This window comes from Pseudomonas sp. YL2, assembly GCF_023063025.1.
Lineage (GTDB): Bacteria > Pseudomonadota > Gammaproteobacteria > Pseudomonadales > Pseudomonadaceae > Aquipseudomonas > Aquipseudomonas putida_A.
In genome coordinates this window covers 7,217-29,360 of the sequence record NZ_JAJSLU010000018.1, presented here as the reverse complement: position 1 = coordinate 29,360, position 22,144 = coordinate 7,217, and the positions used below count along the sequence as shown (strand labels likewise).

Annotated in this window: 15 protein-coding genes; 5 read left to right on the top strand and 10 right to left on the bottom strand. The window is 60.0% G+C overall.

Annotated elements, in window-relative coordinates:
- Positions 1-128: 128 nt before the first annotated feature.
- The 5 genes from topA to LVD08_RS22160 form a co-directional block, all read right to left on the bottom strand.
- Positions 129-2,759 carry a type I DNA topoisomerase gene (gene topA / locus LVD08_RS22180; protein ID WP_247269267.1) on the bottom strand — a complete coding sequence of 877 codons (2,631 nt, stop codon included), beginning with the start codon at positions 2,757-2,759 and terminating at the stop codon, positions 129-131.
- A 114-nt stretch (positions 2,760-2,873) separates the two neighbouring features.
- The gene (locus LVD08_RS22175) at positions 2,874-3,110 is read right to left on the bottom strand and encodes a DUF1653 domain-containing protein (RefSeq protein WP_027611446.1); all 237 of its coding nucleotides are present in this window, start codon (positions 3,108-3,110) and stop codon (positions 2,874-2,876) included.
- A 99-nt stretch (positions 3,111-3,209) separates the two neighbouring features.
- Complete coding sequence (fadA, locus tag LVD08_RS22170) at positions 3,210-4,385, bottom strand: acetyl-CoA C-acyltransferase FadA (RefSeq protein ID WP_047600135.1); 1,176 nt, start codon at positions 4,383-4,385, stop codon at positions 3,210-3,212.
- Between the two features lie 29 nt (positions 4,386-4,414).
- Positions 4,415-6,562 carry a fatty acid oxidation complex subunit alpha FadB gene (gene fadB / locus LVD08_RS22165; RefSeq protein WP_024013640.1) on the bottom strand — a complete coding sequence of 716 codons (2,148 nt, stop codon included), beginning with the start codon at positions 6,560-6,562 and terminating at the stop codon, positions 4,415-4,417.
- A 527-nt stretch (positions 6,563-7,089) separates the two neighbouring features.
- The gene (locus LVD08_RS22160; RefSeq protein WP_027611444.1) at positions 7,090-7,527 is read right to left on the bottom strand and encodes a hypothetical protein; all 438 of its coding nucleotides are present in this window, start codon (positions 7,525-7,527) and stop codon (positions 7,090-7,092) included.
- A 103-nt stretch (positions 7,528-7,630) separates the two neighbouring features.
- Here LVD08_RS22160 and LVD08_RS22155 point away from each other — a divergent pair, with 103 nt between their 5' ends.
- Positions 7,631-8,068, top strand: a complete 438-nt coding sequence (locus LVD08_RS22155) for a universal stress protein (RefSeq protein ID WP_096797178.1) — start codon at positions 7,631-7,633, stop codon at positions 8,066-8,068.
- Between the two features lie 180 nt (positions 8,069-8,248).
- Here the strand turns inward: LVD08_RS22155 and LVD08_RS22150 are convergent, their stop codons facing one another.
- Positions 8,249-10,171, bottom strand: coding sequence for an ATP-binding cassette domain-containing protein (locus LVD08_RS22150; protein ID WP_027611442.1), 1,923 nt, complete (start codon positions 10,169-10,171; stop codon positions 8,249-8,251).
- A gap of 214 nt (positions 10,172-10,385) precedes the next feature.
- Here LVD08_RS22150 and LVD08_RS22145 point away from each other — a divergent pair, with 214 nt between their 5' ends.
- Complete coding sequence (locus LVD08_RS22145) at positions 10,386-12,314, top strand: transglycosylase SLT domain-containing protein (RefSeq protein WP_027611441.1); 1,929 nt, start codon at positions 10,386-10,388, stop codon at positions 12,312-12,314.
- 84 nt (positions 12,315-12,398) lie between these two features.
- Here LVD08_RS22145 and LVD08_RS22140 read toward each other — a convergent pair whose 3' ends face one another.
- Entirely contained in the window at positions 12,399-14,177 is a 1,779-nt protein-coding gene (locus LVD08_RS22140) for an ABC transporter transmembrane domain-containing protein (RefSeq protein WP_247269266.1), read from the bottom strand.
- A 256-nt stretch (positions 14,178-14,433) separates the two neighbouring features.
- Between LVD08_RS22140 and LVD08_RS22135 the strand changes: the two genes are divergently transcribed.
- Positions 14,434-14,613: a PA1571 family protein gene (locus tag LVD08_RS22135; protein WP_027611439.1), complete on the top strand. Its 180-nt coding sequence runs from the start codon at positions 14,434-14,436 to the stop codon at positions 14,611-14,613.
- 163 nt (positions 14,614-14,776) lie between these two features.
- Here LVD08_RS22135 and pdxB read toward each other — a convergent pair whose 3' ends face one another.
- The gene (gene pdxB / locus LVD08_RS22130) at positions 14,777-15,919 is read right to left on the bottom strand and encodes a 4-phosphoerythronate dehydrogenase PdxB (RefSeq protein ID WP_247269265.1); all 1,143 of its coding nucleotides are present in this window, start codon (positions 15,917-15,919) and stop codon (positions 14,777-14,779) included.
- A 171-nt stretch (positions 15,920-16,090) separates the two neighbouring features.
- On the opposite strand from pdxB, the gene LVD08_RS22125 reads away from it, so the two are divergent.
- Positions 16,091-17,500, top strand: a complete 1,410-nt coding sequence (locus tag LVD08_RS22125; protein WP_247269264.1) for an MATE family efflux transporter — start codon at positions 16,091-16,093, stop codon at positions 17,498-17,500.
- Positions 17,501-17,635: 135 nt separating this feature from the next.
- On the opposite strand, the gene tusA is transcribed toward LVD08_RS22125, so the two are convergent.
- Positions 17,636-17,887, bottom strand: coding sequence for a sulfurtransferase TusA (gene tusA / locus LVD08_RS22120; RefSeq protein WP_003226616.1), 252 nt, complete (start codon positions 17,885-17,887; stop codon positions 17,636-17,638).
- Between the two features lie 115 nt (positions 17,888-18,002).
- Entirely contained in the window at positions 18,003-19,076 is a 1,074-nt protein-coding gene (gene rlmM, locus LVD08_RS22115) for a 23S rRNA (cytidine(2498)-2'-O)-methyltransferase RlmM (protein WP_202370478.1), read from the bottom strand.
- A 222-nt stretch (positions 19,077-19,298) separates the two neighbouring features.
- Here rlmM and acnA point away from each other — a divergent pair, with 222 nt between their 5' ends.
- Entirely contained in the window at positions 19,299-22,040 is a 2,742-nt protein-coding gene (acnA, locus tag LVD08_RS22110; protein WP_247269263.1) for an aconitate hydratase AcnA, read from the top strand.
- Positions 22,041-22,144: the final 104 nt, after the last annotated feature.

The window sequence follows — 22,144 nt, the reverse complement described above, 5'->3', positions numbered from 1 at the left end:
GCGAAATAATTGCGTCACACAGACCCGACAGTGTCGTGGATCAGCCGATCCCACCGCAAGCACAAAACAAAAAGGCCGCATGAAAACCCGAGGGTCATCATGCGGCCTTTTGTGGATCAGGCTAACGCTTACTCAGCCTTGGCTTTCGTGCGCTTGTCTTCAACAGTCCACTTGCCACCGTCGTAGAACGCTTTCCAGCCGGTAGGCTTGCCGTCGACCTCGGTCTGCACATATTGCTCCTTGGTCTTGCGGCTGTAACGGATTACTGCCGGCAGACCATCAGGATCCTTCTGCGGTGCTTCGCAGAGGAAGTGGTACTTCGGATCGATCTCATCCTTGTGCGGCAGAATCTCGATCACCAGCGGAGCACGGGTCTCGCGGTTTTTCGGGAACTGGCTGGCCGCCAGGAACAGACCGGAAGCACCGTCGCGCAGAATGTAGGTGTCGTTGACCTTTTCACATTTCAGCTCAGGCATCTTCACCGGGTCCATCTTCGGCGGCGCCGCGTCACCACTCTTCAGCAGTTTGCGGGTGTTCTTGCAGGTCGGGTTGGTGCAACCGAAGAACTTGCCGAAACGGCCGGTCTTGAGCTGCATCTCGCTGCCGCACTTGTCGCATTCCAGGCTCGGACCTTCGTAGCCCTTGATGCGGTAGTTGCCCTCTTCGATTTCATAGCCGGCACAATCCGGGTTGTTACCGCAGATGTGCAGTTTGCGCTTCTCGTCGAGCAGGTAGGCGTCCATCGCGGTGCTGCAGATCGGGCAGCGATGCTTGCCGCGCAGCACCAGCGACTCCGACTCGCCCTCGTCGTCCGCAGCGATCTCGTCGCCCGGCACCAGGTTGACGGTGGCCTTGCAGCGCTCTTTTGGCGGCAGGCTGTAGCCCGAGCAACCGAGGAACACGCCGGTCGATGCCGTACGGATCTGCATCGGACGACCGCACGTGGTGCACGGAATATCAGTCATGACCGGCTGGTTGGCACGCATGCCGCTTTCCGGGTTCTCGGCCACTTCGAGCTTCTTCTTGAAGTCGCCGTAGAACTCGTCCAGCACGTTTTTCCAGTCGCGCTCGCCCTGAGCCACATCATCGAGGTTCTCTTCCATGCCGGCGGTGAAGCCGTAGTCCATGAGGTTCGAGAAGCTCTCCGACAGACGCTCGGTGACGATATCGCCCATCTTTTCCGAGTAGAAACGACGGTTGTGCAGGGTCACGTAGCCGCGATCCTGAATGGTCGAAATGATAGCTGCGTAAGTCGAAGGACGACCGATGCCGCGTTTTTCCATTTCCTTGACCAGGCTGGCTTCCGAGTAACGGGCCGGCGGCTTGGTGAAATGCTGCGACGGATCGAGCTTGATCAGCTTCATCGCATCGCCCTGCGCCATGTCCGGCAGAACATCGTCATCGCCAGGCTTGGTGATTTGCGGCAGAACGCGGGTGTAACCGTCGAACTTGAGGATGCGGCCTTTGGCACGCAGCTCGAAGTCGCCAGCGGCAACGCTGACGGTGGTCGACAGATATTGCGCCGGCAGCATCTGGCAAGCGAGGAACTGGCGCCAGATCAACTCGTAGAGGCGCTCAGCATCACGCTCCATGCCCGCAAGCTTGCTTGGCGTGGTGTTGGCATCGGAAGGACGAATCGCTTCGTGAGCCTCTTGTGCGCCTTCCTTGCTGCTGTAGACGTTCGGCGTTTCCGGCAGGTACTTCTTGCCGAACTCGTCCTCGATAAAGGTACGCGCCATCGCCACGGCATCAGCCGAGAGGTTGGTCGAGTCGGTACGCATATAAGTGATGTAGCCGGCTTCGTACAGACGCTGGGCCATCATCATGGTTTTCTTCACACCGAAGCCCAGGCGGTTGCTCGCGGCCTGCTGCAGGGTGGAGGTGATGAACGGCGCCGACGGCTTGCTGCTGGTCGGCTTGTCTTCGCGCTTGACGATGCTGTAGCTGGAGGACTTGAGTTTCTCCAGCGCGGCTGTGGCCTGAGCTTCGTTCAGCGGCTTGAAGGCTTCACCCTTCTCGCGCGCCACTTCGAAACGTACGGTCGAACCCTTGGCGGTGCCAAGATCAGCGTGCACTTCCCAGTACTCTTCCGGGTTGAATGCACGGATCTCGCGCTCACGCTCCACCACCAGTTTCACGGCAACCGATTGCACGCGACCGGCTGACAGGCCACGGGCGATTTTGGCCCACAGCAGCGGCGAGACCATGTAACCCACAACGCGGTCGAGGAAACGACGCGCCTGTTGGGCATTTACACGATCGATGTCCAGCTCGCCCGGCTCGGAGAAGGCTTCCTGAATCGCCTTCTTGGTGATTTCGTTGAACACCACGCGCTTGTAGCGGCTGTCGTCACCACCGATGGCTTCGCGCAGGTGCCAGGCAATGGCTTCCCCCTCGCGATCCAAGTCGGTTGCGAGATAGATGGTGTCAGCATCCTTGGCGAGCCGGCGCAGCTCTTCGATGACCTTCTCTTTGCCCGGGAGGATCTCGTACTGGGCTTTCCAGCCATGCTCGGGATCGACCCCCATGCGCGAGACCAGCTGCTTGCGCGCTTTCTCTTTCGGCGTGAGCACCGGCCCTTCGCCCGCGGCAGCCTTGCCGCGCTTGGCGGCTGGCTCTTTGCTGGCGCTAGCCGAACCGCTGGTGGGCAGGTCTCGGATATGGCCGATACTCGACTTCACCACGTATTGGTTGCCCAGATACTTGTTGATGGTCTTGGCCTTAGCCGGGGATTCCACAATGACCAGCGATTTGCCCATGGATCAGAAAATTCCTGAATTCTAGAAGTGAAAGGCGGTTGGCGCCTGACGCGGCACCGCTATATATAGTGGCTACAAGGTGAGGTCAAGCGCAGGGTTCTGTGCGCACTCGCCTTATGCCTTGGAAAAAAGGCTCGGTTCGGCGTGCACCAAAGCAAAGCGTGGCACCTGCTCGCCGTCAACCTCGACCGACTCGACGAACATGCTCAAAGGGCGTACCCAAAAGCCGTAATCTCCATACAGGGCTTGGTAAAACACCACTTCCTCTTCGGTCTCGGAGTGCCGCGCAACACTGAATACGCGGTACTGCGGACCTTTGTAATGTTGGTAGAGCCCAGGTTGTATCGGCATGCTTCGGCCCTCACTCAAATTTTTTCAAAATAAATACAAAAATAAATCCGCAAAAACAAAAACCGGGGCACTGGGCCCCGGCTTCCATCGACGAGACGCTTAAACGCGTTCGAAGACGGTGGAGATGCCTTGGCCGAGACCAATGCACATGGTGGCCACCCCGAAGGTGCCGCCATTCTGCTTCATCACGTTCAGCAAGGTGCCGGAAATACGGGCACCGGAGCAACCGAACGGGTGACCCAGGGCGATCGCGCCGCCGTGCAGGTTAACCTTCTCGTTCATCTTGTCGAGCACTTTCAGATCTTTCAGCACTGGCAGGGCCTGTGCAGCGAAAGCTTCGTTGAGCTCGAAGAAGTCGATATCGTTGATGCCAAGGCCCGCACGCTTCAGGGCTTTTTGTGTCGCCGGCACTGGACCATAGCCCATGATTGCCGGATCCACACCCGCCACTGCCATCGAACGGATCACGGCCATCGGCTGGATCCCCAGATCCTGTGCACGCTGCGCCGACATCACGATCATGCACGAAGCACCATCGGTGATCTGCGACGAAGTACCGGCAGTCACGGTACCGCCCTTTGGATTGAAGGCAGGCTTGAGGGCCGCCAGACTTTCCAGGGTGGTTTCCGGACGAATGGTTTCGTCGTAGTCGAACAGCTTCAGGAAGCCGTTTTCGTCGTAGCCCTGCATCGGGATGATTTCGTCTTTGAACTTGCCTTCCACCGTCGCTTTATGGGCGAGCTGGTGGGAGCGCACGCCAAAGGCGTCCTGCTGCTCACGAGTGATGCCGTGCATCTTGCCGAGCATTTCTGCGGTCAGACCCATCATGCCCGAGGCTTTCGCCGCGTACAGCGACATGTGCGGGTTCGGATCGACACCGTGCATCATGCTCACGTGGCCCATATGCTCGACGCCGCCAACCACGAATACGTCACCGTTGCCGGTCATGATCGCTTGCGCTGCAGTGTGCAGGGCGCTCATCGACGAGCCGCACAGACGGCTGACGGTCTGGCCGGCCGAGGTGTGCGGAATCTGGGTCATCAGCGACGCCATGCGCGCGATGTTCCAGCCCTGCTCCAGGGTCTGGTTCACACAGCCCCAGATCACGTCCTCGACTTCAGCAGGATCGACCTTGGCGTTGCGTTCCAGCAGTTTGCTGATCAGGTGCGCCGACATGTCTTCGGCGCGGGTGTTGCGGTGCATGCCGCCCTTGGAGCGGCCCATCGGAGTACGACCGAAGTCGACAATCACGACGTCTCTAGGATTCAAGCTCATAAGTTCACTCTCACTCTAGTTGGGGGCGCTTAACCGAAGAAGCTCTGGCCGTTTTTGGCCATTTCGCGCAGCTTCGCGGTCGGGTGGTACAGCGCGCCCAAATCAGCGTACTGGTCAGCCAGGGCAACGAACTCGGCCACACCGATCGAATCGATGTAGCGCAGCGCACCGCCACGGAATGGAGGGAAACCGATACCGTAGACCAGACCCATGTCGGCTTCGGCGGCGGTTTCAACGATGCCGTCTTCCAGGCAGCGCACGGTTTCCAGGCACAGCGGGATCATCATCCAGTTGATGATGTCTTCGTCAGTGACTTCGCGCTGCTCGTAAACGATCGGCTTGAGCACTTCCAGCACCGACGGATCGGCAACCTTCTTCTGCTTGCCTTTCTTGTCGGCTTCGTAGGCGTAGAAGCCCTTGCCGTTCTTCTGGCCCAGACGCTTGGCTTCGTAAAGCACGTCGATGGCCGAACGACGGTCATCCTTCATGCGATCCGGGAAACCTTCAGCCATCACGTCACGACCGTGGTGACCGGTGTCGATGCCGACCACGTCCATCAGGTACGCCGGGCCCATCGGCCAGCCGAATTTTTCCATGACTTTATCGATGCGGACGAAATCCACACCAGCGCTGACCAGCTTGGCGAAACCGCCGAAGTACGGGAACAGAACGCGGTTGACCAGGAAGCCCGGGCAGTCGTTGACGACGATCGGGTTCTTGCCCATTTTCTTGGCGTAGGCAACGGTTGTGGCAATCGCCAGCTCGCTGGACTTCTCGCCACGGATCACTTCCACCAGCGGCATCATGTGCACCGGGTTGAAGAAGTGCATGCCGACGAAGTTTTCCGGACGCTTGAGGGCCTTGGCCAGCAGGCTGATGGAAATCGTCGAGGTGTTGGACGCGAGGATGGTGTCCTCTTTGACCTTGTCTTCGACTTCAGCCAGCACCGCTTGCTTGACCTTCGGGTTCTCGACCACGGCTTCAACAACCAGATCGACGTGACCGAAGTCGCCGTAGGACAGGGTCGGACGAATGCCGTTGAGCACTTCAGCCATTTTCGCGGCGGTCATGCGGCCTTTGTCAACGCGGCCAACCAGCAGTTTGGCGGCTTCGGCCAGACCCTGCTCGATACCGTGTTCGTTGATGTCCTTCATCAGGATCGGCGTGCCTTTGGAGGCCGACTGATAGGCGATACCGCCGCCCATGATGCCGGCGCCCAGTACGGCAGCCTGCTTCACGTCCTTGGCGATTTCGTCGTAGGCCTTGGCCTTTTTCTTCAGCTCCTGATCGTTCAGGAACAGACCGATCAAGCTCTGCGCGGCAGAGGTCTTGGCCAGTTTGACGAAACCTGCTGCTTCGACTTCCAGCGCCTTGTCACGACCGAAGTTCGCGGCTTTCTGGATGGTCTTGATGGCTTCAACCGGCGCCGGGTAATTCGGGCCAGCCTGCCCTGCCACAAAACCTTTGGCGGTTTCGAAAGCCATCATTTGTTCAATGGCGTTGAGCTTGAGTTTTTCAAGTTTTGGCTGACGCTTGGCCTTGTAGTCGAACTCGCCGGAGATGGCGCGCTTGATCAGTTCAAGGGCAGCTTCCTGCAGCTTCTCCGGAGCAACCACGGCGTCGACGGCGCTGACTTTCAGCGCGTCTTCAGGACGGTTTTCCTTGCCGGCGGCAATCCACTCGATGGCGTTATCGACGCCGATCAGACGTGGCAGACGCACAGTACCGCCGAAGCCTGGGTAGATGCCCAGTTTGACTTCCGGCAGACCGATCTTGGCCTTGGTCGACATGACGCGGTAGTCCGCCGCCAGGCACATTTCCAGACCACCACCCAAGGCGATGCCGTTGATCGCGGCCACGGTCGGAACGTTGAGGTCTTCGAAATCGCTGAAGATCTTGTTGGCTTCGAGATTGCCAGCAACCAGCTCGGCATCCGGCAGCTTGAAGTTGTCGACAAATTCGGTGATGTCGGCGCCGACGATGAACACGTCCTTGCCACTGCTGACGATCACGCCCTTGATCGAAGCATCTGCCTTGATGGTGTCCACGGCCTGACGCAGTTCGTTCAGGGTAAGACGGTTGAACTTGTTGACGGACTCACCCTTGAGGTCGAATTTCAATTCGACGATGCCACTTTCAAGAGCTTTAACCGTGATGGCTTTACCTTCGTAAATCATCAACTGATCTCCACGATATGGAAGCTGAACAGTACACGTCGGACGCAGGTAAATGGCTCGGCAGGACGCTTTTTCGTCGATGCTGACGCCAATCCACCCGGCACACCCGCCAACGCGATAGTCGGGATTCTGTAGGAGCAGTCTGTAAGACAAACGCTCAATTCATACGCCCGTTTGATTTGGGTACGTCACCTTCACGGAATTTCCAACAATTGTCAATCGCCCAAAATACGGGTTGAAATGCGACTTTGTGGTCATTTCCGTTGCACACAGATCCGCAACACGCAGCTGCATGCAAAGCCATTCATAGAATCAATAGTTAGAAAAGTCGCCCTAATTCCCGGCGAGCCTTGTTTAACAGGCTACGCTGGCTGGACTACAGGGAGAATCGCTGACCGCGAAAAGCCAAGGCAGCGATAAAAACAGTTACCGGCCTGCCTGGCCACCCCGCCCGATGAATCATGTCGGGCTTTTTATTGCTCGTCTGCCGGACGCTCCCCACCCTTGCAGTGGGAAAAGTCCGCGAGTCAGGCCAGCGCTTTCAGAGTCGCGTCGATATCCTGCAAAACCGTGGCTTCGCCCTTCTCGCCCCAGTACAGCGCGATCATCTGCTTGTCGGCCTCGACCTTGAACACGTTGCCCGGCAACTTTTCGAAATGATCGAGCAGCAACCGGTCCTCGCAGACTTCCTGCCACTGATTGACCCATACCCCCGGCGATTTCTGCCAGTAGGTCCAGCACGCCGGCTGAGTGCCACGCCGTGGCCGATGATATTGCGCGCACGGGCTGGGCGGCTCCTGAGACAGCCAGTGCGGCCACTCCTGAGGCGCCAGCTGCATGGCCAGCCCGATGCGTCGCGCCTCCATGCGCAGGGCCATCCGGCCGCTCTGCACGCGCGACGGGCGCAACCACGCCAGTGGACTCAAAACCACCAGCAGGATTGACACCACCAACCAGACCGTCATATCTCTACTCCCGACTTAAGGTGAGCGCATTGTGTCACTTTGGAACCAATGCGCTTGAAACCAGCCATACTTAACAATATTGAACCGTCACGAGGAGCACCTCATGCCCTACAACCATATCCTGGTCGCCGTAGACCTGACCGAAGAGTGCGACCCTGTGATTCACCGCGCCCGAGAGCTGTCGGCGAGCAATGGCGCCAAGCTGTCGCTGGTGCATATCGTCGAACCGATGGCCATGGCGTTCGGCGGCGATGTGCCGATGGATCTGTCACAACTGCAACAGCAGCAGTTCGATCAGGCCAAGGAGCGTCTTGAGCGCCTGAAAGCCAAATATGCCGAGCTCGAAGGCGCCAATTGCCACCTGACCTATGGCCAGCCACGTCAGGAGATCCATCATTTCGCCAAGGAAAACTCGTGCGATCTTATCGTGGTCGGCAGCCATGGCCGTCACGGTCTGGCACTGTTGCTGGGCTCCACGGCCAATGACGTGCTGCATGGCGCGCCTTGCGATGTTTTGGCGGTGCACCTGATCAAACGCTGAAACACAAAAACCTGTGGGAGCGGGCTTGCTCGCGAAGGCGTCGTTAAATTCAACATTGATGCTGCCTGATACATCGCTTTCGCGAGCAAGCCCGCTCCCACATTGAATCTTCACCGAGACCCGAATATGAAAAGCCCGGCGCTCATCACTGAGCGTCGGGCTTTTTTGTTACCGGATCAATCAGGCATCCAGCTCGGCCCAACGCTCCACCAGTGCATCCAGCTCAGCCTGCAACTGCTCCAGCGAAGCAATCACCTTGGCCGTTTCTGCCGGCGGACGCTGATAGAAGCCGGCTTCAGCCATTTCGGCTTCGACGGCCGCGATCTGCTGCTCCTTGGCATCGATGTCGCCCGGCAATGCTTCCAGCTCGCGCTGCAGCTTGTAGCTCAGCTTCTTCTTGGCTGCCGGTGCGGCAGCGGCAGGTGCGGCAACCACGGCTGGTTCAGCAGTGACCACCGCCGAATTCAGGTCAGCCTTGCCCGACTTGCTCTCGGTCACGCCCAGCAGGCGCGGCGAGCCGCCCTGACGAATCCAGTCCTGATAGCCGCCGACGTATTCCCGCACCTTGCCTTCACCTTCGAAGACCAGGGTGCTGGTGACCACGTTGTCGAGGAATGCCCGGTCGTGGCTGACCATCAGCACAGTGCCGTTGAAGGTCAGCAGTACTTCTTCGAGCAGCTCGAGGGTTTCCACGTCGAGGTCGTTGGTCGGTTCGTCGAGTACCAGCAGGTTCGCCGGTTTGCTGAACAGTTTGGCCAGCAGCAAACGCGCACGCTCGCCACCGGACAGCGCCTTGACCGGCGTGCGCGCACGCTGCGGGCTGAACAGGAAGTCACCGAGGTAGCTCAGAACGTGGCGGCTCTGGCCGTCGATATCGATGAAATCGCGACCTTCGGCGACGTTGTCGATCACGGTCTTTTCCAGATCCAGCTGATGGCGCAACTGGTCGAAGTAGGCCACATCGATGCGCGTGCCCTCTTCCACCTTGCCACTGGTCGGTTGCAGACCGTTGAGCATCAGCTTCAGCAGGGTGGTCTTGCCGGTACCGTTGGCGCCGAGCAGACCGATACGGTCGCCGCGCTGCAGGACCATCGAGAAGTCCTTGATCAGGTACGGGCCATCCGGGTGATGGAAGCTGACATTCTCCAACACCATCACTTGCTTGCCGGACTTGTCGGCGGTTTCCAGCTGGATATTCGCCTTGCCGGTACGCTCGCGACGCTCACTGCGCTCGACTCGCAGGGCTTTAAGGGCGCGAACGCGACCTTCGTTGCGGGTACGCCGGGCCTTGATGCCCTGACGGATCCACACTTCTTCCTGAGCCAGACGCTTGTCGAACAGCGCGTTGGCGGTTTCTTCTGCGGCCAGCGCGGCTTCTTTGTGCACCAGGAAGCTGGCGTAGTCGCCGTTCCAGTCGATCAGGCCGCCGCGATCCAGTTCGAGGATGCGCGTGGCAAGGTTCTGCAGGAAAGAACGGTCGTGCGTGATGAACAGCACGGCGCCCTGGAAATCCTTCAGGGCTTCTTCAAGCCAGGCAATCGCACCGATGTCCAGGTGGTTGGTCGGTTCGTCGAGCAGCAGCAGATCCGGTTCCGAGACCAGCGCCTGCGCCAGCAGCACGCGACGGCGCCAGCCGCCGGACAACTCGGCGAGGGTCTTGTCGGCCGGCAGTTGCAGGCGGCTCAGAGTGCTGTCGACCAGGGTCTGCAAGCGCCAGCCGTCACGGGCTTCGAGGTCATGCTGAACGTGCATCAGCTTGTCCAGATCGGCGTCGGTAACGATGTTCTGGCTCAGGTGATGATATTCGGCGAGCAAGGCGCCAACGCCGTCGAGGCCTTCGGCAACCACGTCGAATACGGTCCGCCCGTCGGCCACCGGCAATTCTTGCGGCAATTCACCGATTTTCAGACCGGGGGCACGCCACACCGAGCCGTCATCGGGCTTCTGGTCGCCCTTGACCAGTTTCATCATGCTGGATTTGCCAGTGCCGTTGCGGCCGATGATGCACACCCGCTCACCACGGGCGATCTGCCAGGACACCTTGTCCAACAACGGCATCGCGCCGAATGCAAGGGACACATCGCTGAATTTGAGCAGGGTCATGAGCTTCTCCAAAAACCGGGCGCGCATTCTACCTGAGTTAGGCCCTCAGCAGGCCGGCAATTTGTCTGCCGAAGCACTCTGCACAACATTTGTTGCGAACTTGTGCTGCAAGACCGGCAAAGCTTTCGCCCGTTGCTGGCAAAAGGCTAAGCTACAGACAATTCAGTGCTGGCCGCGGCCGGTGCTTGTCATGATTTCTCTGCCCGGATGTCTCATGCGCAGTCGCCTTTTCAGTGTCTTGTCCTGTTTGCTACTTACCGCCGCTGCCGCTCAATCCGCCCAGGCGGTGGACCTGTCCACCCAACGCCAATATTACGATGAAGCCAAACGCGCCTTGGCCAAGGGCGATACCGGCCCGTACTTCCGTTATAGCCAGGCCCTCGCCGATTACCCGCTGGAACCGTACCTGGCCTACGACGAACTGACCGCGCGTCTGAAAACCGCGAGCAACGCCGAAATCGAGAAGTTCCTCGCCGAGCACGGCGACCTGCCCCAGGCCAACTGGATGAAGCTGCGCTGGTTGCGCTGGCTCGCCGACCGTGGCGACTGGGCTACTTTCACCAAATATTACGACCCTAAACTCAACTTCACCGAACTGGACTGCCTCAATGCGCAGTTCCAGATCAGCAGCGGCCATAAGGCCGAGGGCTATGCCAACGCCGACAAACTGTGGCTGACCGGTAAATCGCAACCGGCTGCCTGTGACGGGCTGTTCGGGATCTGGGCCGCCGACGGTCAGTTGACCGAACAGAAACGCTGGGAACGCACCAAACTCGCCGCCCAGGCACGCAACTATCCATTGGCCAACAGTCTGGTCAACGGCCTGACCACCCTCGCCCCGCGCGGTCGGCTGCTGGTAGATGTGGCGCAGAAACCCGAGCTGCTCAATCAGCCGTCGCGCTTCACCCCGGCCGACGAGCCGATGTCCGACGTGGTCAGCCTCGGCCTGCGCCGCCTCGCCCGTCAGGATCCGGACAAGGCCATGGCCCTGCTCGACGGATACGCCAGCAGCATGCATTTCTCCCGTGACGAGAAAGTCGCGATTGCCCGGGAAATCGGCCTGACCCTGGCCCGGCGTTTCGACAGCCGCGCGCTGGACGTGATGACCAAATACGATCCGGAACTGCGTGACAACACCGTGTCCGAATGGCGCCTGCGTTTGCTGCTGCGACTGGCACGCTGGGACGATGCGTATCAGTTGACTCGTCGTCTGCCACAGGATCTGGCGACCACCAACCGCTGGCGTTACTGGCAGGCCCGCAGCCTGGAACTGGCGCAACCGCAGAACCCGGAAGCGCAGACCCTGTACAAGAATCTGGCGAAGGAACGCGACTTCTACGGTTTCCTCGCTGCCGACCGCTCGCAACTGCCTTACTCGCTGATGAACAAGCCGCTGGTACTCAGTCAGGCCACCATCAACAAGGTGCGCAACACTCCCGGCGTGCGGCGCGCGCTGGAATTCCATGCGCGCGGGCAGATCGTTGACGGTCGCCGCGAGTGGTATCACGTCAGTCGCCATTTCAATCGTGACGAAATGGTCGCTCAGGCCAAACTGGCCTACGACCTGAAATGGTATTTCCCGGCCATCCGCACCATCAGTCAGGCGCAATACTGGGACGACCTGGATATCCGCTTCCCAATGGCCCACCGCGACACTCTGGTGCGTGAAGCCAAGACGCGCGGCCTGCATTCGAGCTGGGTGTTCGCCATCACCCGCCAGGAAAGTGCCTTCATGGACGACGCCCGCTCCGGGGTTGGTGCCAGCGGTCTGATGCAGTTGATGCCCGGCACTGCCAAGGAAACCGCGCGCAAGTTCAGCATCCCGCTGGCCTCGCCGCAGCAAGTGCTCGATCCGGACAAGAACATCCAGCTCGGCGCCGCTTACCTGAGCCAGGTGCACAGCCAGTTCAACGGCAACCGCGTCCTGGCCTCCGCCGCCTACAACGCCGGCCCCGGCCGCGTGCGCCAGTGGCTGCGCGGCGCCGATCACCTGAGCTTCGACGTGTGGGTGGAAAGCATCCCGTTCGACGAAACCCGCCAGTACGTGCAAAACGTGCTGTCATACTCGGTGATCTACGGGCAGAAGCTCAATTCGCCGCAGCCGCTGGTGGACTGGCATGAGCGGTATTTCGACGATCAATGACAGGTGCTGAATACCTGAAATGAAAAATGCCCGCATCAATCGATGCGGGCATTTTTTTGTCGTCAGCAAAGGCCTGCGCCAGTTCTAAACCGCCACGGCGTGCCCATCATTGAACTGCAGCGCCGCCAACCGGGCATACAGCGGATTGCTCACGATCAGCTCCTGATGGGTACCGATCGCTACCAACTGGCCCTGATCCATCACGGCGATCCGGTCGGCGTTTTTCACTGTGGCCAGGCGATGCGCGATTACCAATGTGGTGCGATTTTGCATCAGGCTTGGCAACGCTTCCTGAATCAAGTGCTCACTCTGCGCATCGAGGGCGCTGGTGGCTTCGTCCAGCAGCAGAATCGGCGCATCCACCAGCAACGCGCGGGCAATCGCCAGGCGTTGACGCTGGCCGCCGGAAAGTCCGAGGCCGGCGTCCCCCAAGTGGGTCTGATAGCCATTGGGCATCTTCTCGATGAAGTCATGGGCGTGGGCAATTCTTGCCGCTTCCTTGACCTGTTCCAGCGTCGCATCTGCATTGCCGTAACGAATATTCTCTTCGACGCTGCCGAAAAACAGCGCAGGCGATTGCGAGACCAGGGCGAAATTGCGCCGCAGATCCAGCGGGTCGAGGCTGGTCAGCGGCACACCATCTATCAGGATCCGGCCTTCAAGCGGGTCGTAGAAGCGCAACAGCAAGTCATACACCGTGGACTTGCCGGCCCCGGATGGCCCGACAAGGGCCAGGGTCTCGCCGGCCCTGATGGTCAGGCTCAAGCCGTTGACGGCGTAGCTGTCCGGACGTGACGGGTAGGAGAAACGCACATTCTGCAGTTGCAGCTCGCCCTTGATCCGTTCTGGCAATGTCACCAGTCCGATGCTCGGTGGCTGGATGATGTTCTGCGAACTGAGCAGTTCCGCAATGCGCTCAGCGGCACCCGCCGCACGCTGCAACTCGCCGATGACTTCACTCAACGTGCCGATCGCACTGCCGACGATCAGGCTGTAGAAAACGAACGCTGCCAGCTCACCACCGGTAATGCGCCCGGCAATCACGTCCATGCCACCGACCCACAACATCACCGCTACCGCGCCGAGCACCAGCACGATCACCACGGTGATCATCCACGAGCGTTGAAAGATGCGCTTGCGTGCAGTGTCGAACGCGTCCTCGACCGTCGTGGCGAAACGCCGCTCGTCCTGCACCTGATGGTTGTAGGCTTGCACGGTCTTGATCTGGCCCAGGGTTTCGGAGACATAGCTGCCAATGTCGGCCACCCGGTCCTGACTCAGCCGCGACAGATTACGCACGCGCCGACCGAAAATCAGAATCGGCGCGACCACGAATGGCAAGGCAATCACCACGATGCTGGTGAGTTTCGGGTTGGTGATAAACAGCAGGACCACCCCGCCGATCACCATCAACAGGTTGCGCAAAAACATCGACAGTGACGAGCCGATCACCGATTGCAGCAACGTGGTGTCGGCAGTCAGTCGGGACTGGATCTCCGAACTGCGGTTGTTTTCATAAAACCCGGGATGCAGGTACACCAGATGGTTGAACACCTCGCGCCGGATGTCCGCCACACAGCGCTCACCGATCCACGACACCCAGTAAAACCGTGCAAACGTGCCGACTGCCAGGCCCAGCACCATCAGCATGAAGATGCCGATGCTCTGGTTCAGTTGATGCGGCGACTGCGTCATGAAGCCCCGATCGACCAGCAATTTGATCCCCTGCCCCATCGACAAAGTGACCGCCGCGGTGACGATCAGCGCCAGCAGTGCAGCGCCGACTTGCCAACGATAAGGCGCCAGAAACCGGCTGGTCAGACTCAGCGCTCGACGGTGCCGGGAAGAAAGCTTCGAGATCATTCAGGTACACATCCGTGTTGGTGAAAGGGCTAGCCTAAACCTTCTATGGGGCGGAACTCTGTAAATCACAATGAGTCAGGTTAAATATGCCCCCAAAGACTAGGCCATAGTTGCTATTGGTCTAATGTCCCGGTTGAGACGAGCGGTCATTTCTGTTGGACTGGAGGTGCCGCTTTTGACAGACCCAAGGGTGTTGTCACAGCCTGGTCACGTGGCGGTTTTAATCTACGTGCACAACCTGATGAGGAGACAGGCCATGTCCTTGCAACACAGCAGCGATGACAAGATTCAAGTGATCCGCACCAAGCCCGGCCAACCTCTGGGTTGCTCGATTATCGACAAGGATGGGCGTGAAGTACCGATCACTGAAGACATGATCCAGGACGCGTGCCGCGAACTGGAGAAGCGATTGGTCAAGCCTGCCGAACAAAAGTGATATAGCCACCGTCTTCCTGACCCGGCCCCTGTTTGGCCGGGTTTTTTCTGCCTGCCGTTCTCTTCTGTTCTGTGTAGGAGCTGCCGAAGGCTGCGATCTTTTGACTTTGTTTTTCAAAGGCAAGATCAAAAGATCGCAGCCTCCGGCAGCTCCTACAGGATCTTCAGACAGCCACCGCCCCCAGCGCCGCCACAATCTGTTGCAACTGCGGCGAATCACCGTCGATCCGCACCGTCAGCCCCTCGATCTCGCGCCGCACCGGATATTGCTTGCGCAACACATCGAACGCCGCACGCTGTTCAGTGACATTGCCTACAAGACTGCGACGAAAATCCGCGTCATCGCGGCGTGGGTCGTACACCCCGCGGCACAGCATCGCCAGCGCCCAGGCCGGATCGCTGTCGGCGTGCAGGGTCACTTCTGACAGCCAGGATGCCGGCAACAAGTCACTGAGCTGGATGCTCGGCAGTTGACCGATAAATGCGCAATAGGCCTGATAAATCTGCGCCGTCCCGCGCTGTTTGCCATCGAGGCTGTAACCGGCAATGTGCGGCGTGGCGAGCACGCAGAGTTCGGCGAGGGCGACATCGACTTCAGGCTCGGCTTCCCAGACGTCGAGCACCGCTTGCAGGTCTTCGCGCTCCAGCAGCACGTTGCGCAACGCAGCGTTATCCACCACCGGGCCACGCGCGGCATTGATCAGCCAGGTGCCGGGTTGGAGCTGTTGCAAACGCTGTTCGTCAAACAGATGCCAGGTCGCGCCCTCGCCGGTGCGCGTCAGCGGCGTGTGCAGGCTGATCACGTCGCACTGCTCGATGATCTGCTCGAGGCTGACGTAATCGCCGCCCTCGGCTGCCTGACGCGGCGGATCGCAAACTTTGACATTCCAGCCCAAGCCCTTGAGGACCTTGATCAACCGGCCGCCGACTTCACCGGCACCGATGACGCCGTAAGTACGTTGTGGCAGATCTACGCCTTCAATTTCCGCCAAAGTCATCAGGCTGCCCAGCACGTAATCGACCACGCCCCGCGCATTGCAACCAGGCGCGCTGGACCAGCTGATGCCGGCCTCGTTGAAATAATCGAGATCCAGATGATCGGTACCAATGGTGCAGGTGCCGACGAAACGCACTTTGCTGCCTTCGAGCAACGCGCGGTTGACGTTGGTCACCGAGCGCACCAGCAACACATCGGCCTGCTCGACCGTTGCACGATCGATGGAACGGCCCGGCACCCGGCGGATCTCGCCGAAACCGGCAAAAAAGGCATCGAGCAGCGGAATATTTTCGTCGGCAACAATCAGCATGGCGGGCTCCTTGAGGGGATCGGCAGTTTAGGTGCAGATCCACCGTTGGGCCAGCGCCACAGTGAATGGCATCGATGATTACAAATCCGCAACAGAGGATTTTTCCTGACTGTCACGTCAGCGGCGTAGAATGCCGCGCCTTGCGCATCAACACCTGTGGACGCTTTGCCTGTGAATTCTGTTACTGATCAACCTCTCGCTGCCTCACTCACCCGCCCCGCGCGAATTCGCCTGGAGTTCAGGAACCTGCTCGCCCTGGCCTTGCCGATCATCATCGCGCAACTGGCGACTACCGCGATGGGCTTCGTCGATGCGGTGATGGCCGGCCGCGTCGGGCCGAAAGATCTGGCGGCGGTAGCGCTGGGCAACTCGATCTGGGTCCCGGTGTTTCTGCTGATGACCGGCACCCTGCTGGCCACCACGCCGAAAGTCGCCCAGCGTTTTGGCGCTGGCACCCACAGTGAAATCGGCCCGATCGTGCGTCAGGCGCTGTGGCTGGCGCTGGTGGTGGGCCTGATCGCGACAGCGATGCTGGTCGCCGCCGAACCGGTGCTGCACCTGATGAAGGTCGATCCCGAGCTGATCGGCCCGTGCATGCAATACCTGCACGGCATTGCCAGCGGTCTGCCAGCGGTGGCGTTCTATCACGTGCTGCGCTGCACCAGTGACGGCATCGGCCGCACTCGCCCGGCGATGGTGCTGGGGCTGTGCGGTCTGGCGCTGAACATTCCGCTGAACTACATCTTCATCTATGGTCACTTCGGCGTGCCGGCCATGGGCGGCGTGGGTTGCGGCTGGGCCACGGCCATCGTGATGTGGGTCATGGCGCTGGGGCTGGCCGGTTACGAGCGCTGGGCGCCGGCCTATCGTTCAAGTGAAATCTTCAGCCGCTTCGACTGGCCACAATGGGCGGTGATCAAGCGTCTGCTGGCGATCGGTCTGCCGATTGGCATCGCAGTGTTTGCCGAGTCGAGCATCTTTGCGGTGATCGCCCTGCTGATCGGCAGCCTCGGCGCCACCGTGGTGGCCGGGCATCAGATCGCGCTGAACGTCAGCTCGCTGGTGTTCATGATTCCGTATTCGCTGGGCATGGCGGTGACCGTACGCGTCGGCCAGGCCTTGGGCCGTGAAGAGCCGCGTGAAGCACGCTTTGCCGCCGGTGTCGGCATGGGGACTGCGTTGGCTTACGCCTGTATTTCGGCGAGCATGATGCTGTTGCTGCGCGAGCCGATTGCGTCGATCTATACGGCTGATCCGACGGTGATCCATATCGCGGCGATGCTGATTGTGTACTCGGCGCTGTTTCAGTTTTCCGATGCGATCCAAGTGACGGCTGCCGGCGCTCTGCGCGGTTATCAGGACACCCGGGTGACGATGATCCTGACCCTGTTCGCCTACTGGGGCATCGGCCTGCCGGTGGGTTACGCCCTCGGCCTGACCGACTGGCTCGGCGAACCGCGTGGCCCGAGCGGCTTGTGGCAGGGTTTGATCGTCGGTTTGAGCTGCGCGGCACTCATGCTGTCGATCCGCCTGACCCGCAGTGCGCGCAAGCGTATCCGTATGAGTCGCAGCGCCGGCTGAAGCCCTTACGCAGGACAAAAATGTGGGAGCGGGCTTGCCCGCGGAAGCGGTGTTTCAGTCGACATCTTCAGTGACTGACACACCGCCTTCGCGAGCAAGCCCGCTCCCACATTGGTATTTGCGTTTGCCTGAGGGTCAGGCTTGTTTTTTGCGGATCCAGTACAGATAAGTACCGGCCTCTTCGTGCTGGCCCACCAGTTCATGGTCGAGAAACACGCAGAACTTGGGAATGTCGCGACGGGTAGAGGGATCGGTGGCAATCACCTTGAGCAGGCCGCCAGGTACCAGGTCACGGATGTGCTGGTGCAGCATCATCACCGGCTCCGGGCAATTGAGGCCGGTGGCGTCGAGGGTGCCGTCTACCGGGGTATCGATCATTTCACTCATGATTCACTCCTGAAACTGGCCGGCATTGTCGCGCATTGCCGGGGGCTCAGTCATCTGTAGCGAGGGGATTTATCCCCTCACCACAGAGATCATTTCCACAGGGTTTAGTGGTGACTTAGCGGGATTTGGCTTTCTTGATGTCATGCCGACGCAAATGGCAGGTCACTTCCTCGCGGTCGTGATACAGCTGCTTGCAACCAATATCGACCTTGATCCCGCGCGCCTTGAAGCCATCGGCGATGCGTTCGAGCAAGCGCTTCACTTCGGCATAACGCTGCTTCATCGGCAGCTTGAGGTTGACCACTGCTTCGCGGCAGTGGCCGTCACCGATCCACTCTTCAAGCATCGCCGCATTACGCGCCGGCTTCTCGACGATGTCGCAGACCATCCAGTCCACCGGTTGCTTGGGCTTGAAGGTGAAACCGTCGGCCATCAAGTGCTGCACCAGCCCGGTGTCCATCAGGCTTTCAGCCATCGGGCCGTTGTCGATGGCAGTCACCAGCATGCCGCGGTTGACCAGTTGCCAGGTCCAGCCACCCGGTGCGGCGCCGAGGTCGACACCGGTCATGTCGCTGTGCAGGCGCTCGTCCCACTGATCACGCGGGATGAAGTGGTGCCAGGCCTCCTCCAGTTTCAAAGTCGAACGGCTGGGTGCCTCGCGCGGAAACTTCAGGCGCGGAATGCCCATCGGCCACATCGCCGAGTTGCCGGCGTCGGCCATGCCGAGAAACACTTCGCGACCACTTTTGAAGGTCAGCAGCAGGCGCGGTTTGCTCGCGTCGTCCACCAGTTTGCCGGCGCCGGTCAGCGCCTTGCGCAGCGGGCCTTCGAATTTCTTGCAGAAGTTCGACAGCTCTTTACCGTCGTTGGTGTCGACCACTTCCAGCCACAGGCTGCCGCAGACCGGGAAGTCCGCCATGTGCTCGAGGATCACGCTGATACGGTCGGTTTCCGGCAGATTGATGAAAACGCCTCGCGCCCATTGCCGCGGGAAAATCAGTTCGGCGAAACGCTGACCGCGCATCAGGCGCTCGGCACCGTCGGCTTCGGTGCAGACAAACTCGGCGTACGCGGTGGCCGGCTTGGCCTTGGCGTAACCGGCGACATTGAGTTGGGCCGCGAGGTCGGAAATCTCCGAACAGACTTCGCCTTCGAAGCCTGGCCGGCAATGCATGAATAGGGTGTTCATTCTTACTCCTGGGCAGAGGGCGGACATTCGGCCCCTGCACGCTGCTCAAGCCTTGCGGTGAAGCAAAGCCTGTCACGAAAACCGGCGCATGATAGCCGATGTCGGAACCTTGGACTTGCCCATAGAGTCCAGTTATTAGCCAGCTACTGAAAACAGGGCTACGTTGATAGCTCTGCCCGTCCCCTCAATCCGTAGCCGTGCGGATTCAAAGGAGTGATCGTAATGCCGTCCCTCGATAGTCTGAAGACCCTTAAAACTCTACAAATCGACGATAAGGCCTACCACTATTTCAGCCTGCCCGATGCCGCCAAGAGCCTTGGCAATATCGACCAGCTACCGATGTCGCTGAAAGTCCTGCTGGAAAACCTGCTGCGCTGGGAAGATGAAAAAACTGTCACTGGCGCCGACCTCAAAGCCATCGCCGCGTGGCTCAAGGAGCGTCGCTCCGACCGGGAAATCCAGTACCGCCCTGCCCGGGTATTGATGCAGGACTTTACCGGTGTACCCGCCGTGGTCGACCTCGCCGCGATGCGCGCCGCCATGGCCAAGGCCGGCGGTGATCCGCAGCGAATCAACCCGCTGTCGCCAGTGGATCTGGTGATCGATCACTCGGTGATGGTCGACAAATTCGCCACCCCGAGCGCCTTCGAACAGAACGTCGACATCGAGATGCAGCGCAACGGCGAGCGTTATGCGTTCCTGCGCTGGGGCCAGAGCGCCTTCGATAACTTCAGCGTGGTGCCACCAGGCACCGGGATCTGCCACCAGGTCAACCTCGAATACCTCGGGCGCACGGTATGGACCAAGGATGAGGACGGCCGCACCTACGCCTTCCCCGACACCCTGGTCGGCACCGACTCCCATACCACCATGATCAACGGCCTTGGCGTACTCGGCTGGGGCGTCGGCGGGATCGAGGCGGAAGCGGCGATGCTCGGCCAACCGGTGTCGATGCTGATTCCGGAAGTGATCGGTTTCAAACTCACCGGCAAACTCAAGGAAGGCATCACCGCCACCGACCTGGTGCTGACCGTCACGCAGATGCTGCGCAAAAAAGGGGTGGTCGGCAAATTCGTCGAATTCTACGGTGACGGTCTCGCCGATCTGCCACTGGCCGACCGCGCGACCATCGCCAACATGGCCCCGGAATACGGCGCGACCTGCGGCTTCTTCCCGGTCGATGACGTAACCCTCGAATACCTGCGCTTGTCTGGTCGCCCGGCCGAAGTGGTGAAACTGGTCGAGGCCTACTCCAAGGCCCAGGGCCTGTGGCGCCTGCCCGGTCAGGAACCGGTGTTCACCGACAGCCTGGCGCTGGACATGGGCAGCGTCGAAGCCAGCCTTGCCGGGCCAAAGCGCCCGCAGGATCGGGTTTCGCTGCCGAACGTGGCGCAGGCCTTCAGTGACTTCATGGACCTGCAATTCAAGCCCACCAGCAAGGAAGAAGGTCGCCTGGAAAGCGAGGGTGGTGGTGGCGTGGCCGTGGGTAACGCCGATCTGGTCGGCGAAACCGAGTATGAATACGAAGGCCAGACCTATCGCCTGAAAAACGGCGCGGTGGTAATCGCCGCGATCACCTCCTGCACCAACACCTCCAACCCGAGCGTGATGATGGCGGCGGGTCTGCTAGCAAAAAAAGCCGTGGAGAAAGGCCTGACCCGCAAGCCGTGGGTCAAGAGTTCGCTGGCACCCGGGTCGAAAGTGGTCACCGACTACTACAAGGCGGCGGGGCTGACGCAATACCTCGATCAACTGGGCTTTTCGCTGGTCGGTTATGGCTGCACCACGTGCATCGGCAACTCCGGGCCACTGCCGGAACCGATCGAGAAAGCCATTCAGAAAGCCGACCTCACCGTGGCGTCGGTGCTCTCCGGCAACCGCAACTTCGAAGGCCGGGTGCATCCGCTGGTCAAGACCAACTGGCTGGCCTCGCCACCGCTGGTGGTCGCCTACGCCTTGGCCGGCAGCGTGCGCACCGACATCAGCACTGAACCGCTGGGTAATGACCAGCAAGGCAATCCGGTTTACCTGCGCGACATCTGGCCGAGCAGCAAGGAAATCGCCGAGGCGGTGAATCAGGTGAACACCGCGATGTTCCACAAGGAATACGCCGAAGTGTTTGCCGGCGACGAGCAATGGCAAGCGATCCAGGTGCCGCAGGCCGCCACCTATGTGTGGCAGGACGATTCGACCTACATCCAGCATCCACCGTTCTTCGACGACATTTCCGGACCTTTGCCGGTGATCACCGACGTCAAGGGCGCGCGGGTTCTGGCGCTGTTGGGCGATTCGGTAACCACTGACCACATCTCCCCTGCCGGTAACATCAAAGCTGACAGTCCGGCCGGGCGCTATCTGCGCGAAAAAGGCGTGGAGCCGCGGGACTTCAACTCCTATGGCTCACGGCGTGGCAACCACGAAGTGATGATGCGCGGCACATTCGCCAACATCCGCATTCGTAACGAGATGCTCGGCGGCGAAGAAGGTGGCAACACAATCTACATCCCGAGCGGCGAGAAAATGCCGATTTATGATGCCGCCATGCTGTATCAGGCCTCGGGCACGCCGCTGGTGGTGATCGCCGGTCAGGAATACGGTACCGGCTCCAGCCGTGACTGGGCGGCCAAAGGCACCAACCTGCTGGGCGTCAAAGCGGTGATCGCTGAAAGCTTCGAGCGTATCCACCGTTCCAACCTGGTGGGCATGGGCGTGTTGCCGCTGCAGTTCAAGCTCGATCAGAACCGCAAGAGCCTGAACCTCACCGGCAAGGAAACCCTGGATATTCAGGGCCTGACCGGTGTCGAGCTGACCCCGCGCATGAACCTGACGCTGGTGATCACCCGTGAAGACGGGCGCCAGGAGAAAATCGAGGTGCTGTGCCGCATTGATACATTGAATGAGGTGGAGTACTTCAAGTCGGGCGGGATTCTGCACTACGTGTTGCGGCAGCTAATTGCTTCCTGAAAACACGTTTCCCTGTAGGAGCTGGCGGAGGCGGGGGGCTTTTTTTTTTTGGTTTTAAAAAGAAGAATAAAAAAAACGAGCCCGCGGGGGGTCCTCCCAGGGGG

Bases quoted from the DNA above. Each gene is read 5' to 3' on its own strand.
- rlmM (WP_202370478.1), bottom strand. From the start codon at position 19,076: ATGAACACCCTATTCATGCATTGCCGGCCAGGCTTCGAAGGCGAAGTC.
- LVD08_RS22150 (WP_027611442.1), bottom strand. From the start codon at position 10,171: ATGACCCTGCTCAAATTCAGCGATGTGTCCCTTGCATTCGGCGCGATG.
- LVD08_RS22145 (WP_027611441.1), top strand. From the start codon at position 10,386: ATGCGCAGTCGCCTTTTCAGTGTCTTGTCCTGTTTGCTACTTACCGCC.
- acnA (WP_247269263.1), top strand. From the start codon at position 19,299: ATGCCGTCCCTCGATAGTCTGAAGACCCTTAAAACTCTACAAATCGAC.
- LVD08_RS22175 (WP_027611446.1), bottom strand. From the start codon at position 3,110: ATGCCGATACAACCTGGGCTCTACCAACATTACAAAGGTCCGCAGTAC.
- LVD08_RS22160 (WP_027611444.1), bottom strand. From the start codon at position 7,527: ATGACGGTCTGGTTGGTGGTGTCAATCCTGCTGGTGGTTTTGAGTCCA.
- topA (WP_247269267.1), bottom strand. From the start codon at position 2,759: ATGGGCAAATCGCTGGTCATTGTGGAATCCCCGGCTAAGGCCAAGACC.
- fadA (WP_047600135.1), bottom strand. From the start codon at position 4,385: ATGAGCTTGAATCCTAGAGACGTCGTGATTGTCGACTTCGGTCGTACT.
- LVD08_RS22135 (WP_027611439.1), top strand. From the start codon at position 14,434: ATGTCCTTGCAACACAGCAGCGATGACAAGATTCAAGTGATCCGCACC.
- fadB (WP_024013640.1), bottom strand. From the start codon at position 6,562: ATGATTTACGAAGGTAAAGCCATCACGGTTAAAGCTCTTGAAAGTGGC.
- tusA (WP_003226616.1), bottom strand. From the start codon at position 17,887: ATGAGTGAAATGATCGATACCCCGGTAGACGGCACCCTCGACGCCACC.
- pdxB (WP_247269265.1), bottom strand. From the start codon at position 15,919: ATGCTGATTGTTGCCGACGAAAATATTCCGCTGCTCGATGCCTTTTTT.
- LVD08_RS22155 (WP_096797178.1), top strand. From the start codon at position 7,631: ATGCCCTACAACCATATCCTGGTCGCCGTAGACCTGACCGAAGAGTGC.
- LVD08_RS22140 (WP_247269266.1), bottom strand. From the start codon at position 14,177: ATGATCTCGAAGCTTTCTTCCCGGCACCGTCGAGCGCTGAGTCTGACC.